The 12,859-nt window shown below is 70.9% G+C and carries 13 protein-coding genes; 5 read left to right on the forward strand and 8 right to left on the reverse strand.

The features are described from left to right. Nucleotides 1-20: 20 nt before the first annotated feature. The gene (locus tag ACFYO8_RS10755; RefSeq protein WP_387257159.1) at nt 21-260 is read left to right on the forward strand and encodes a GntR family transcriptional regulator; all 240 of its coding nucleotides are present in this window, start codon (nt 21-23) and stop codon (nt 258-260) included. Between the two features lie 288 nt (nt 261-548). Here ACFYO8_RS10755 and ACFYO8_RS10760 read toward each other — a convergent pair whose 3' ends face one another. The 3 genes from ACFYO8_RS10760 to ACFYO8_RS10770 all read right to left on the reverse strand — a co-directional run bounded on the left by ACFYO8_RS10760 (nt 549) and on the right by ACFYO8_RS10770 (nt 2,905). After that, nucleotides 549-1,211 carry a DUF6882 domain-containing protein gene (locus ACFYO8_RS10760; RefSeq protein ID WP_354864514.1) on the reverse strand — a complete coding sequence of 221 codons (663 nt, stop codon included), beginning with the start codon at nt 1,209-1,211 and terminating at the stop codon, nt 549-551. A 78-nt stretch (nt 1,212-1,289) separates the two neighbouring features. Continuing rightward, nucleotides 1,290-1,463, reverse strand: a complete 174-nt coding sequence (locus tag ACFYO8_RS10765; protein WP_354864516.1) for a hypothetical protein — start codon at nt 1,461-1,463, stop codon at nt 1,290-1,292. A 356-nt stretch (nt 1,464-1,819) separates the two neighbouring features. Further along, complete coding sequence (locus ACFYO8_RS10770) at nt 1,820-2,905, reverse strand: family 43 glycosylhydrolase (RefSeq protein WP_354864518.1); 1,086 nt, start codon at nt 2,903-2,905, stop codon at nt 1,820-1,822. A gap of 209 nt (nt 2,906-3,114) precedes the next feature. Between ACFYO8_RS10770 and ACFYO8_RS10775 the strand changes: the two genes are divergently transcribed. Both ACFYO8_RS10775 and ACFYO8_RS10780 read left to right on the forward strand, forming a co-directional pair. Continuing rightward, complete coding sequence (locus ACFYO8_RS10775) at nt 3,115-3,891, forward strand: HAD-IIB family hydrolase (RefSeq protein ID WP_355047301.1); 777 nt, start codon at nt 3,115-3,117, stop codon at nt 3,889-3,891. A 126-nt stretch (nt 3,892-4,017) separates the two neighbouring features. Further along, complete coding sequence (locus ACFYO8_RS10780) at nt 4,018-5,805, forward strand: adenylyl cyclase (protein WP_354864522.1); 1,788 nt, start codon at nt 4,018-4,020, stop codon at nt 5,803-5,805. A 45-nt stretch (nt 5,806-5,850) separates the two neighbouring features. On the opposite strand, the gene ACFYO8_RS10785 is transcribed toward ACFYO8_RS10780, so the two are convergent. Together ACFYO8_RS10785 and ACFYO8_RS10790 are read right to left on the reverse strand one after the other, a co-directional pair. Continuing rightward, nucleotides 5,851-6,441, reverse strand: a complete 591-nt coding sequence (locus ACFYO8_RS10785; RefSeq protein ID WP_013283850.1) for an ATP-dependent Clp protease proteolytic subunit — start codon at nt 6,439-6,441, stop codon at nt 5,851-5,853. Between the two features lie 126 nt (nt 6,442-6,567). After that, nucleotides 6,568-7,209: a helix-turn-helix transcriptional regulator gene (locus ACFYO8_RS10790; protein ID WP_354864525.1), complete on the reverse strand. Its 642-nt coding sequence runs from the start codon at nt 7,207-7,209 to the stop codon at nt 6,568-6,570. Between the two features lie 251 nt (nt 7,210-7,460). On the opposite strand from ACFYO8_RS10790, the gene ACFYO8_RS10795 reads away from it, so the two are divergent. Beyond that, on the forward strand, nt 7,461-8,474 hold the full coding sequence (locus ACFYO8_RS10795; RefSeq protein ID WP_354864527.1) for a potassium channel family protein: 1,014 nt from the start codon (nt 7,461-7,463) through the stop codon (nt 8,472-8,474). A 24-nt stretch (nt 8,475-8,498) separates the two neighbouring features. Here the strand turns inward: ACFYO8_RS10795 and ACFYO8_RS10800 are convergent, their stop codons facing one another. Continuing rightward, nucleotides 8,499-8,981 (reverse strand): MarR family winged helix-turn-helix transcriptional regulator, encoded by a 483-nt coding sequence (locus ACFYO8_RS10800; RefSeq protein WP_354864529.1) that lies wholly within the window; start codon nt 8,979-8,981, stop codon nt 8,499-8,501. Nucleotides 8,982-9,067: 86 nt separating this feature from the next. On the opposite strand from ACFYO8_RS10800, the gene ACFYO8_RS10805 reads away from it, so the two are divergent. Continuing rightward, the gene (locus ACFYO8_RS10805) at nt 9,068-9,715 is read left to right on the forward strand and encodes an NAD(P)H-dependent oxidoreductase (RefSeq protein ID WP_354864531.1); all 648 of its coding nucleotides are present in this window, start codon (nt 9,068-9,070) and stop codon (nt 9,713-9,715) included. Between the two features lie 80 nt (nt 9,716-9,795). Here the strand turns inward: ACFYO8_RS10805 and ACFYO8_RS10810 are convergent, their stop codons facing one another. Beyond that, on the reverse strand, nt 9,796-10,830 hold the full coding sequence (locus ACFYO8_RS10810) for a 2-oxoacid:ferredoxin oxidoreductase subunit beta (protein ID WP_354864533.1): 1,035 nt from the start codon (nt 10,828-10,830) through the stop codon (nt 9,796-9,798). Further along, a complete protein-coding gene (locus ACFYO8_RS10815; protein ID WP_354864535.1) occupies nt 10,823-12,670 on the reverse strand; it encodes a 2-oxoacid:acceptor oxidoreductase subunit alpha in 1,848 nt (615 codons plus the stop codon). Before ACFYO8_RS10815 ends, ACFYO8_RS10810 begins: the two co-directional genes overlap by 8 nt. Between the last annotated feature and the right edge of the window lie 189 nt (nt 12,671-12,859).

The following is a 12,859-nucleotide window of genomic DNA, read 5'->3' on the forward strand; positions in this document are numbered from 1 at the left end:
GTCGGGTGAGGATTGATGACATGCTCGATCCGCTGTCGCCTGTGCCGATGTACGTGCAGCTTGCTGACCTGATCGGCAAGCAGATCGAGGCGGGCAAGCTCCCGCCCCGTCGTCCCATCCCCAGCGAGTCCCAGCTACGCGGGGAGTACGCCGTCGGGCGGGGCACGGTCAGACAGGCCGTTGCCCTGCTGCGGGAGCGCGGGTTGGTCTTCACCGTGCCGCAGCGAGGCACCTACGTCTCTGGCGGAGAGGGCGACTGATACCCCTGCCCGGTACCGCTCGACTATGCAGGAGCGTCCGGCGAGCGTCCGGAGCCGTCCCGGAGTCCGCGCAGGTAGAGGTGCGTGCAGGAGCCAGGGCTACGTATGCAGAAACAGCACGTGACCTGCGGAAACTGCAAATGTTAAGGCCGGGACCAGCCTCGACGGCGGGTTAGCCGGAGAGGTAGCCGGAGCGCCTAGGAGTTTTCCTAAACCGTGTGTCGCAGGTTCGAATCCTGCCGGGGGCACCACACATCCCACGTCAGCCGATCCGCGGCGCAGTTCCCGCTACGGCCGCAGCGTTCCCGACATGTTGCTGACGCGACCCATCGCGTCGAAGTCGACGCGCAGCACGGAACCGTCCCGGCTCTGTGCCGTCACCGACATCGGGGCCCGATCCAAGCGCCATCCCTCCTGGTGCAGGAACGCCTCGACGGCGACGCGGTGTTCCACCGGGAAGGACTGGAGGACCTGGGCCAGGACGGTCGGCACCCGCTCCGGGCGGACCGGCGCGGTGATCTGTGCCGGGGCGTCGTCGAGGTGGAAGAAGACGGCGCCGCCGGGGTACGGCCCGCGGTAGTAGCAGCGGCCGGTCAGGCCGGACGCCAGCAGGGCGAGCCGGTGTCCGTCGGCGCGCTGGAGGGGGAACGTGGGTTCGGTCAGTTCGGCGACCCCTTGGCGATGCCCGTACTCGCGGAGCCAGCCGGCAAGGTGCAGCACCGCCGGCGGGAGGTTGCTGGCCTCGTTGGCCCAGGCCCACAGCCAGGTGCCGTCGTCGTGGCTTTCGGTGCCGAGGAGCTGGACGCGGTATCGCAGGTCGTCCCCGAATGTCACGGTGCCGTCGGCCACGTTGAGTTGCCATTCACGTTCGCCCAGGAGATCGGCCAGCGCCATCTGACGGGCCAGCCCGGTGCCGACGTGTTCGGCGAAGAGACGATCCAAGGTCGGCATCGCCGCAGTGTGCCAGATCCTTTTTTGGTACGGGGACGGCCCCGCGTCCGGCCGGAGCCGGAGCGCGGGGCCGGCGGGTCAGCGGACCAGCGCTGCCACCAGCGTCCCGATGCAGGCGACGACGGCGGCGATGATCGGACTGAGCGTCTTGATGTACGCCAGGATGATCCGGTGCCGGGCTGTCAGTTCGGCAACGGCTTCGTCCTCGTCCTCTGGCGTCTCGAAGTCTGACCCGTGAGGGATTACAGTCAACGTGACTCCTTCCGTTGCAGCGGTGGAGTCGAATGCGGCGTCCGGTGGCAGCCGGGCGCCGCCCTCTGTGTGAGGCGACGCAGTGCCGTTCGACGTTTCGAGCATCCTCCCGGCGCACGGCTAGCACAAGAGTCGGCATTTCACTGTCGGGTACCTGACAAGCAGATGCATCGCATCGAGAAAATTCCGGTGCCAGCTCTTGCCAAATGCAATTTTCCGTGAAGCAGATCAACCGAGCGTGACTGAGTCAACGCAGATGGTGAGCAGCTGTGTTGTCAGGCGCGGCGGAGCCGGAGCGCCGCGCCACACGAAGATCGACCGGTAGCCGCCCCGGCGGCTGCTACGTGGACGGCCGGCTACGAGACGAGGAATCCGGTGGAGGGACGGGTCAGGACGCCTGTCATCGGGAAGCGTCTGGTGCCGTTCCACCAGTGCCACACCACGCGGTCGGTGCCGTCGGCGGCGGCGAAGACGTCCATCCCACCGGGGCCCTGGTGGTTGCCCGGGAGGCCGCGGATCGGGTTGAGCCCGGCGTCGCCCGTGAAGCCGAAGAACGGGCGGGACTCGCCTTCACGGACGGGGTTGCAGCGGGTGCCGGGCAGAGGGCTGGCGCCGCAGCGGGCGATGCCGGTGGCGTAGCGGGCGCTGTCCCAGTTGTTGCCCGAGTACATCAGGTACCAGTCCCCGTCGGCGGCCTTCCACATCGACGGGTTCTCGACCACGTGCGTACCGCCGCTGATCTTGGCGGTGTCCCAGGTGATGTCGGTGCTCTTGAGCATGTCCCGGCGGGTGTTCCAGATCGCGCGGCCCTCGCTGTCCGTGCGGACGGTGGAGATGCCGGTCTCGGCGCCGGAGGCGATGGCGTCGTCCCGGTAGGTCACGTACAGGTTGCCGCCGGCCACGAAGGGGTTGGCGTCCAGTGCCCACCGGCCGGCGTCCGGGCAGGCCCACTCGCCCTGGTTCTGGAAGGGGCCGCGGGCGCTGTCGGAGATGGCCCGCCCGATGCACTTCTGCCCGGAGCCCTTGCGGGAGGCGGTGTAGAACATGAAGAACCGGCCGTCGAAGCGCGCGACGCCGGGGGCCCAAACCGAGCCGCCGGGCTCGGCCCAGGCGCCCGGACCGGACGGCAGGGCGTCGTACGAGGCGCAGTCGGCCATGCCGACGTCGTCGCCGGAGCCGTGGACGAGGACGGGTACGTAGAGCTTGCCGGTCGCGCCGCAGCGTGCGCCGATCCCGTCGCCGATGGTAGTGCCGTAGGTGACGTAGGAGCCGTCCCTCGCCAGCAACGTGTCCGGGTCGGCCAGCGGGAAGGTGGACGAGCTGGCCAGCGTGGACAGGTCGTCGGCGGGCGCGGCGACGGCGGGCACGACACCCGCAGTGGTCGCCGCCAGGGCGGTCACGGCGAGGACGACGAGCCCTCCGCGCTTTCGAAGAAATCTCACCGGATTGCCTCCATTGATGAAAGATATTGTCGCCGAAGGCTATCGACGCCCGGCGATGCGGTCAATGGCTCGGGAAGCCGGTCGTCCGGGGGTGGCTCGCGTTACGCTCCGTCGGGACGGCCCTGTCGTCTGCCGGGCCGTCAGGTCGGCGCCAGGACCCGTCGGTACCCTGGCAGGTCCTGGCCTGTCCGCGACGACATGAGGTATTCGTGAACGATCTTCGAGTGGTGGCGTTCGATCTCGACGACACCCTGGCGATTTCCAAGTCCCGGATCGATCGTCGGATGGCGGAGTTGCTCGGCCACCTGCTCACCGAGGTGGACGTACTGGTCATCTCCGGTGGCCGGTTCGAGCAGTTCCAGTCGCAGGTGCTCGCCCACCTCGACCTCACCGAGGAGCAGCGCGACCAGCTGCACCTGATGCCGACCTGCGGCACCCGCTACTACCGCTGGTCCGACGGGGACTGGCGGCAGGTGTACGCCGAGGACCTGAGTGAGGCCGACAAGGCCCGTGTGGTCGCCGCGCTCACCGAGTCGGCCCAGGCGCTGGGTCTGTGGGAGGCGAAGACCTGGGGCGACATCATCGAGGACCGGGGCAGCCAGATCACGTTCTCCGCGCTGGGGCAGTCCGCCCCGCCGGCCGAGAAGTACGGCTGGGACCCGGACGGCGACAAGAAGCGGCGGCTGCGCGACGCGGTTGCGGCGAAGCTGCCCGACCTGGAGGTCCGCGGCGGCGGCTCCACCTCGATCGACGTCACCCGCAAGGGCGTGGACAAGGCGTACGGCATGCGGAAGCTGCTGGAGCACCTGGACCTGAAGCTCGACAACGTGCTCTTCGTGGGTGACCGCCTGGACGTGGGCGGCAACGACTACCCGGTCAAGGCGATGGGCATCCGCTGCGTCGAGGTCACCCGCTGGGAGGACACCGCCGACTACGTCGAGAAGCTCGTCGACGACCTGGTGAAGCGGCGCGCCGAGCGCGCCTGAGCGCAGCACGCGGCAGAGCCCGCCGGTTCGCCCGAACCGGCGGGCTCTGGCGGTATCGACGGCGATGAGGTAGGAACAGCCGAGAGAGCGCTCTCTCGTCCCGCCCACCACCGAACAGGCAGGCAGATGCGATCACCCGACCCCTCCCGCCGCCGTTTCCTCACCCTCACCGCCTCCGCGGCCTCACTCACCGCCCTCGGCCTCCCGGCCGGCGTCGCAGCCGCGTCCCCGCCCGGCCGCCCGGCCCGCGAGCCCGACTTCGGCCCCAACGTCTTCGTGTACGACCCGAGCACACCGGTCGAGGAGATCCAGTCCACGCTGGACCGGCTGTTCACCGCCCAGGAACGCAACGAGATGGGCTTCGACAGGTACGCCGTGCTGTTCAAGCCCGGCCGCTACGAAGTGGACGCCCGGCTCGGCTACTACACGACTGTCGCCGGTCTCGGCGCGCACCCGGACGACGTGGAGATCCACGGTGCGGTCCGGGTGGTCGGGCAGCCGGACCCGAACTCGCCCGCCGGCATCTCCGCGCTCACCAACTTCTGGCGCTCGGCGGAGAACCTCGCGGTCACCCCGACCGACTGGTCGAACCAATGGGCCGTCTCGCAGGCGTCACCGATGCGCCGGGTGCACGTCAAGGGCGTGCTGTGGCTGGAGCCCGGCAACGGCGGCTACTCCAGCGGCGGCTACATCGCCGACTCCAAGGTGGACGGCATCACCATCAACGGCTCCCAGCAGCAGTGGCTCACCCGGGACAGCGAACTCGGCGGCGAGTGGACCAACGGCGTCTGGAACCAGGTGTTCTCCGGCGTGCTCGGCGCGCCCGCGCAGGGCTTCCCCGACCCGCCGTACACCACGCTGCCGACCAGCCCGGTCACCCGGGAGAAGCCGTACCTGTTCGTCGACGCCCGGGGCGCCTGGCGGGTCGCCGTACCGCGCCTGCGCCGGAACACCGCCGGCACCACCTGGGCCGCCGGCGGCGCTCCGGTGCCGTCGCTGCCGCTGTCCGCGTTCTTCCTCGCCCGGCCCACCGACTCGGCGAAGCGGATCAACGCGGAACTGGCCCGCGGCCGGCACCTGCTGCTCACCCCGGGCGTCTACCACCTGGACCGGGCGCTGCGGGTACGCCGTCCGGACACCGTCGTGCTCGGTCTCGGCATGCCGAGCCTGGTGCCGGACCGGGGGGACGCGGCGTTGCGGATCGAGGACGTGGACGGGGTCCGCATCGCCGGGGTGCTCGTGGACGCCGGACCGGTCGAGTCGCCGGTGCTGGTCGAGGTCGGCACCCGGCGCTGCCACCGGTCGCACGCCACGAACCCGATCTCGCTGCAGGACGTCTTCTTCCGCATCGGCGGCCCGTACGCCGGGCGGGCGGTCACCAGCCTGGTGGTGCACAGCCGGCACACGCTCATCGACAACATCTGGGCCTGGCGCGGCGACCACGGCCGGGCCGGCACGATCGGCTGGACCGTGAACACCGCTGCCACCGGCGTGATCGTCAACGGCGACGACGTGACCGCGTACGGGCTGTTCGTCGAGCACTACCAGCGCTGGCAGACGATCTGGAACGGCGAGCGCGGCCGGACCGTGTTCTACCAGAGCGAGCTGCCCTACGACCCACCGAGTCAGGCCGCCTGGCGCAGCCCGACCGGCAACGGCTGGGCCTCGTACAAGGTGGCCGACCACGTCCGCACGCACGAGGCGTGGGGACTCGGGGTGTACTCGTACTTCAACCAGGGCGTGGACATCCGCTGCGACCGGGCGATCGAGGCGCCGCGCCGGGCGGGCGTGCGGTTCCACGACGCGATCACCGTGTTCCTGGACGGCAGCGGCGGCATCGAGCGCACGATCAACGAGGTCGGCACGCCTGTCGTCGGCTCGTACGGCACCAGCCCGGTGATCAGCTACCCCTGACCGCGAGGGCGGCCCGGCCGGCCGCACCGGCCGGGCCGCACCCGCTCACGCCGCGAGCTGGTCGACGCGGGTGAGCACCTGGTCGACGAGCCCGTACTCGCGGGCCTGCTCGGCGGTGAACCAGCGGTCGCGGTCCCAGTCACGCTGGATCTCCTCCAGCGTGCGCCCGCTGTGCTGGGCGATCAGTTCCTGCATGGTGCGCTTCACGTGCAGCATGTTCTCGGCCTGGATGGTGATGTCCGCGGCCGTGCCGCCCATCCCGCCGGACGGCTGGTGCATCATGATCCGCGAGTGCGGCAGCGCGAACCGCTTGCCCGCCGCCCCGGCGCAGAGCAGGAACTGCCCCATCGACCCGGCCATCCCGAGCGCCAGCGTCGCCACGTCGTTCTTGACGTACCGCATGGTGTCGTAGACGGCCATGCCGGCGCTGACCGAACCACCGGGTGAGTTGATGTAGAGGAAGATGTCCCGCTCCGCGTCCTCGGCCGCGAGGAGCAGGATCTGCGCGCAGATCTGGTTGGCCGACGCATCGGTGACCTCGGTGCCGAGGAAGATGATCCGTTCCTTCAGCAGCCGCTCGAAGACCCGGTCGCCGAACGCCGGCTGTCCCTCGTCGAGCATCCAGATGCCACCCATCGCCGCCCACCTCCGTGCCGCCGGTGGGCGGGGGACCGCCCGGGAACCCGGCGGTCTCCAGCGTCCGCCGGGCGCACCCGCGCGGCCCAGGCTTTCTGCCCGGGGCAGATTCGCCCTGGGCAGAAGCTACGCGGCGACCGGCCGCCGACGGCCGGCGCGGGCTCGCCGCCGGGCGACAGTGACGGAGGTACGCGGACGGGGGCGGACGGCCGGGGCGGAGGGAGCCGGCCAGATCCGGATGCCGCCGGAGAACCCGATCGGCGTGGCGGCGTCGAACGCCGGACCGAGTGGCGCCGGCCCGAGCCCGACGGGCCGCAGCGCGCCGCCCACCAGGGGCGTGGCGGTGACCGGCCGGCGGGCGAGGTGCGGCCGGAGCAAGACGGCGGGCCGTCGCGTCACGGGCGGGCGGGGCGACACGGCCGGGCGGCGCGTGACGGACAGCCGCGGCGGGCCGACCCGCAGGTGCGGCCCGGTGCGGGCGACCGGCACCCGGTCGAACCGGGCCGCCGAGAACCCGGGGCCGACCGGGGCGGGACGCTCCCGGAGCAGCTCGTCGCGGGCCTCTTCGAGCAGGTCGGCGAGATGGATTCCGAGCGCCCGGCAGATCGCGGCAAGCACCTCGGAGGAGGCCTCCTTGCGCCCGCGTTCGACCTCGGACAGATAGGGCAGGGAGACGCCCGCGGCCTGGGCCACCTCGCGCAGCGTGCGGCCCTGGCGCAGGCGGATGCGCCGCAGCACCCCGCCGATCACGCGTCGCAGCAACGACATGCCGGTCTCCTCGCGGTCGGGCGTCCCGGACGTCCCCATCATGCCCCGTCCACGCCCCCGGCACCTGCCCGGTCGGCCCCCGTGGTACCGACCGGGCAGGTGCGGATCACAGTCTCACCCGTGACGGCGTCGATGGATGTGACGAAATCCTTACCGCTTGCGGCGACGGACCGACCCTGCCGACCAGCCGGCTCGGGGCGTACCCGCTATCTTGAGGGCGTGCAGGCGACGGTGGCGGAGCGGGACCGACGGTGATCCATTTTCCCGCGCAGCGGCGGGGGCCACTGAGCGCGCTGAGTCTGCGCCTGCTCGCCGCCCTCGGCCTGGTCTTCGCCACGGTGTTCGTGGTGTGGCTCGACCGCGACGGCTACCGCGACGTCGACGAGAGCGGCCTGACGCTGCTCGACTGCTTCTACTACGTGGTGGTCTCGCTCTCCACCACCGGGTACGGCGACATCACGCCGGTCAGCTCGTCCGCGCGCCTGGCCAATGTCCTGTTCGTCACCCCCGCCCGGGTGCTCTTCCTGATCATCCTGGTCGGCACCACCCTGGAAGTCCTGACCGAGCAGTACCGCACCGGCCGTCGCCTGTCGCGGTGGAGGAGAACCGTGAAGGACCACGTCATCATCTGCGGCTACGGCACCAAGGGCCGCAGCGCGGTCTCCGCCCTGCTGGAGAACGGTACGGACAAGGCCAGGATCGTGGTGGTCGAGCGGAGTGGGCCGGCGCTGCGGCAGGCCACCTCGAACGGCCTGGTGACGATCGAGGGTTCGGCGACCCGCTCGTCGGTGCTGGAGCAGGCGCACGTGCGTACCGCGAAGGCGGTCATCATCGCGACCGACAGCGACGACGCCTCGGTGCTGGTGGCGCTCACCGTCCGGCAGCTCACCGCCGGTCAGGTGCGGATCATCGCGGCGGTACGCGAGGCGGAGAACGCGCCGCTGCTCAAGCAGAGCGGGGCGCACCACGTGATCGTCTCGTCGGCCACGGCCGGGCGGCTGCTCGGCCTCTCCACCTCGGCCCCGCCCCTGATCGACGTGGTGGAGGACCTGCTCACCCCGGGTCAGGGCATGGCGCTGGCGATGCGGTCGGCCGAGCGCGACGAGGTGGGCCGCCCGCCGCGTGAGCTGGAGTCGTTGGTCATCGCGCTGGTCCGCCGGGGCAAGGTGGTCACGCTCAACGACCGTGCCGGCGCGGTGATCGAGACCGGCGACATGCTGGTCCACGTCCGGGACGACCGGCCGCAGGCCACCACCGCGCTCTGACCAGGCCCCGCTGAGCGCCGACGGTCAGCAGGCGCCCGGGCCGCCCTCCGCCATCACTTCGCCGCAGGTCGACGACCGGCCCTGGGTGGCCCGTCGCAGCAGGTCGTAGAGCAGGTCCCGCTCGCCGGGCGCCAGCGCGCCGAGGACCTCCTCCTCGGCTCCGGCGAGCGCGCACTCGGCCTCGCTCAGTCGCTTCGTGCCCGCGTCGGTGAGGCGTACCTCGTGCCGGCGGCGGTCCTCCGGGGAGCGGCGGCGCTCGGCCAGGCCGTCCGATTCCAGGTCGTTGAGCAGCCCGACCACGTTCGTGCTGTCGAGCTGGAGCGTGCCGGCGAGCGCCTGCTGGCTGATGCCGCCGGAGTCGCGCAGCACGGTGAGCGCCACCAGGTGGCGAGGGCGCAGGCCCAGCGGGGCCAGCACCGACTCCGAGCGCAGCCGCATCCGCCGGGCCAGGTGGTCGAGCAGGGGCCCGGAGCGGCGCTCGGACTCCTCGACCGGTGCGGCGGACATGTGACCCAGTTTACGCACTCCGAGGAACATCGACCTGCTATAAATAGTTGGTTCTACACGAACGATCGTCGGAGGAGAAACCACCCATGGCACACCTACTGCACGTCGACTCCAGCATCACCGGGGAGCGGTCGATCAGTCGGCGGCTCAGCGCCCGCGCCGCCGCCGCCTGGCGCGCCGCCCACCCGGACGGCACCGTCACCTACCGCGACCTGGGCCAGAACCCGCTGCCGCACCTGAACACCGCGAGCGGCCTCGCGCGCATGGTGCCGCCGGATCAGCACACCCCCGAGCAGCAGGCGTCCTGGCAGCTGACCGAGGAGGTGGTGGCCGAGGTGAAAGAGGCCGACACGGTCCTGCTCGGGCTCCCGCTCTACAACTACGGCGCGCCCAGCAGCGTGAAGTCCTGGGTCGACCACCTGATCGCCCCCGGCATCGCCTACGACCCGGTGACGAACGCCGGGCTGCTCGGCGACCGCCAGTTCGTCGTCCTGGTCAGCCGCGGCGGCGGGTACGGTCCGGGCACCCCGCGCGAGGGCTGGGACCACGCCGAGCCGTGGCTGCCGCACGGCCTGTCCCTGACCGGCCTGGAGCCGCGGTTCATCTGCGCCGAGCTGACCCTGGCCCCGGTCAACCCGGCGATGGCCGAGCTGATCCCGCTGTTCGAGCAGAGCCTCGCCGCGGCCGAGCGGGCCGTCGACGAGCTGTGGGTGCCCGCCTCGGCGGCCGCCTGACCGGGCTGTGTCACAGGCGAAGGGCGGGCCGCTCCACGGGGGAACGGCCCGCCCTTTCGCGTGCCGGATTCAGCGGCGGATCAGAGGATCGTCCAGGTGTCGCCGCTGCCGAGCAGCGCGCCGAGCTGCTGCTCCGGGGTCTGGTCGACGCTGGCCTTGGCCGCCGCGACCTGCTCCTGCACCACGCTGTCGTAGGAGGGGCGGTCGACCGACCGGAACACCCCGATCGGGGTGTTGCTCAGGTCCAGGCCGGGCAGCCGGGACAGCGCGAACGCGTACGCCGGGTCGGCCACCGTGGCATCGTGCACGACGATCTGCTCGGCCGGCGTGTTCGCGGTCTCCCGCACCTCCAGGCCGAAGCCGCCCGGCGGGTGGACCACGCAGAACTGCCCGTCCTTGCCGAACGTGATCGGCTGCCCGTGCTCCAGCCGGATCAGGAAGTCGTCGCGGGTGGCCGGCTCCTTCAACGGGTCGAACGCGCCGTCGTTGAAGATGTTGCAGTTCTGGTAGATCTCCACGAACGCGGAGCCCTCGTGCTGGGCGGCGGCCCGCAGCACCGACTGGAGGTGCTTGCGGTCCGAGTCGATCGTCCGGGCCACGAACGTGGCCTCGGCGCCGAGCGCCAGCGACAGCGGGTTGAACGGCGCGTCCGCCGAGCCGGCAGGCGTCGACTTGGTGATCTTGCCGACCTCGGAGGTCGGCGAGTACTGGCCCTTCGTGAGCCCGTAGATCCGGTTGTTGAACAGCAGGATCTTCAGGTTCACGTTGCGGCGCAGCGCGTGGATCAGGTGGTTGCCGCCGATGGAGAGCGCGTCGCCGTCACCGGTGACCACCCAGACCGACAGGTCCGGCCGGGACACCGACAGGCCGGTGGCGATCGCCGGGGCGCGGCCGTGGATCGAGTGCATGCCGTACGTGTTCATGTAGTACGGGAAGCGCGACGAGCAGCCGATGCCCGAGACGAAGACGATGTTCTCCCGGGGGATGTTCAGCTCCGGCATGAAGCCCTGCACGGCGGCCAGGATGGCGTAGTCGCCGCAACCGGGGCACCAGCGCACCTCCTGGTCGGACTTGAAGTCCTTGGCGGTGAGCTTGAGGGCGACGGGCTCAGACATTCTTCAGGACCTCTTCCAGCATCGTCTCCAGCTCGGCGGCGGTGAACGGCAGGCCGCGGACCTGGTTGTAGCCGATCGCGTCGACCAGGTACTTCGCCCGGATCACGTGGGCGAGCTGGCCGAGGTTCATCTCCGGCACGACCACCCTGTCGTAGCGGCGCAGCACCTCGCCGAGGTTCGCCGGCATCGGGGCCAGGTGCCGCAGGTGCGCCTGGGCCACCGAGAGCCCGCGCTGACGCAGGCCACGGCAGGCCGCGCCGATCGGCCCGTACGTCGAGCCCCAGCCCAGCACCAGCACCCGGGCGTCGCCGTCCGGGTCCTCCACCTCGACGTCCGGCACCGGGATGGTCTCGATGCGGGCCGCCCGGGTCCGCACCATGAAGTCGTGGTTGGCCGGGTCGTACGAGATGTCGCCGGTCTTGTCGGCCTTCTCCAGGCCGCCGATCCGGTGCTCCAGGCCGGGCGTCCCGGGCACCGCCCACGGGCGGGCCAGGGTCTGCGGGTCGCGCAGGTAGGGCAGGAAGGTGGTGCCGTCCTCGCCGTTGGGCTTCGTGGCGAACTCGACCCGCAGGTCGGGCAGCGACTCCACGTCCGGCAGCAGCCACGGCTCGGAGCCGTTGGCGACGTAGTTGTCGGAGAGCAGAATGACCGGGGTGCGGTAGGTGAGCGCGATCCGGGCCGCCTCCAGCGCCGCGTGGAAGCAGTCCGACGGGGACTTCGGCGCGATCACCGCGACCGGCGCCTCACCGTGCCGGCCGTGCAGGGCCATGTTCAGGTCGGCCTGCTCGGTCTTGGTGGGCATGCCGGTGGACGGCCCGGCCCGCTGCACGTCGACGATGACCAGGGGCAGCTCCAGCGCCACCGCCAGTGAGATCGTCTCGCTCTTGAGCGCCACGCCCGGACCGCTGGTGGTGGTCACGCCGAGCGAACCGCCGTACGACGCGCCGAGCGCCGCACCGACCGCGGCGATCTCGTCCTCGGCCTGCATGGTGACCACGCCGAGCTTCTTGTGCTTGCTCAGCTCGTGCAGGATGTCCGAGGCCGGCGTGATCGGGTACGCGCCGAGGAACACCGGCAGCCCGGAGCGCACCCCGGCGGCCACCAGGCCCAGCGACAGCGCCGCGTTGCCGGTGATGTTGCGGTAGGTGCCCGGCAGCATCCGGGCCGGCTTGACCTCGTACCGGACGGAGAAGTCCTCGGTGGTCTCGCCGAAGTTCCAGCCGGCCCGGAACGCGGCCACGTTCGCCGCCACCAGCTCGGGTCGCTTGGCGAACTTGCGCTCCAGGAACCGCAGGGTCGACTCGTACGGGCGGGAGTACATCCAGCTCAGCAGCCCGAGCGCGAACATGTTCTTGGCCCGCTCGGCGTCCTTCTTGGACACGTCGTGCTCGGCCAGCGCGCCGACGGTCATCGAGGTGAGCGCCACCGGGTGCACCGCGTATCCGGCGAGCGAGTCGTCGTCGAGCGGACTCGCGGCGTAGCCGACCTTGGCCAGGTTGCGCCGAGTGAACTCGTCGGTGTTGACGATGATGTCCGCCCCGCGCGGCAGGTCGGCCAGGTTGGCCTTCAGCGCCGCCGGGTTCATCGCCACCAGCACGTTCGGCGCGTCACCAGGGGTCAAGATGTCGTAGTCGGCGAAGTGCACCTGGAAGCTCGACACGCCGGGCAGGGTGCCGGCGGGAGCGCGGATCTCGGCGGGGAAGTTCGGCAACGTGGAGATGTCGTTGCCCAACTGCGCCGTCTCCGAGGTGAACCGGTCGCCGGTGAGCTGCATGCCGTCGCCGGAGTCACCGGCGAACCGGATCACCACCCGGTCCAGTTGACGGATCTGCTTGGTCACACCCGCACCTCGCTTAACTGAGCGCCGTCACCCTCGCCGGCCCGGCCCGCTCGGATTCTCACGTCAGAGCCTACGTCGCCACGTTAGGGCCACCTTGGCCCAGGTCCGACGTATGGGACTGGAACGGGCTGCTGTATGCCCTGCTTTGCAGCGTTTAGTACCTGGGTCCGTAACCCAGATCACCACACA

The organism is Micromonospora sp. NPDC005257 (assembly GCF_042872445.1).
Lineage (GTDB): Bacteria > Actinomycetota > Actinomycetes > Mycobacteriales > Micromonosporaceae > Micromonospora.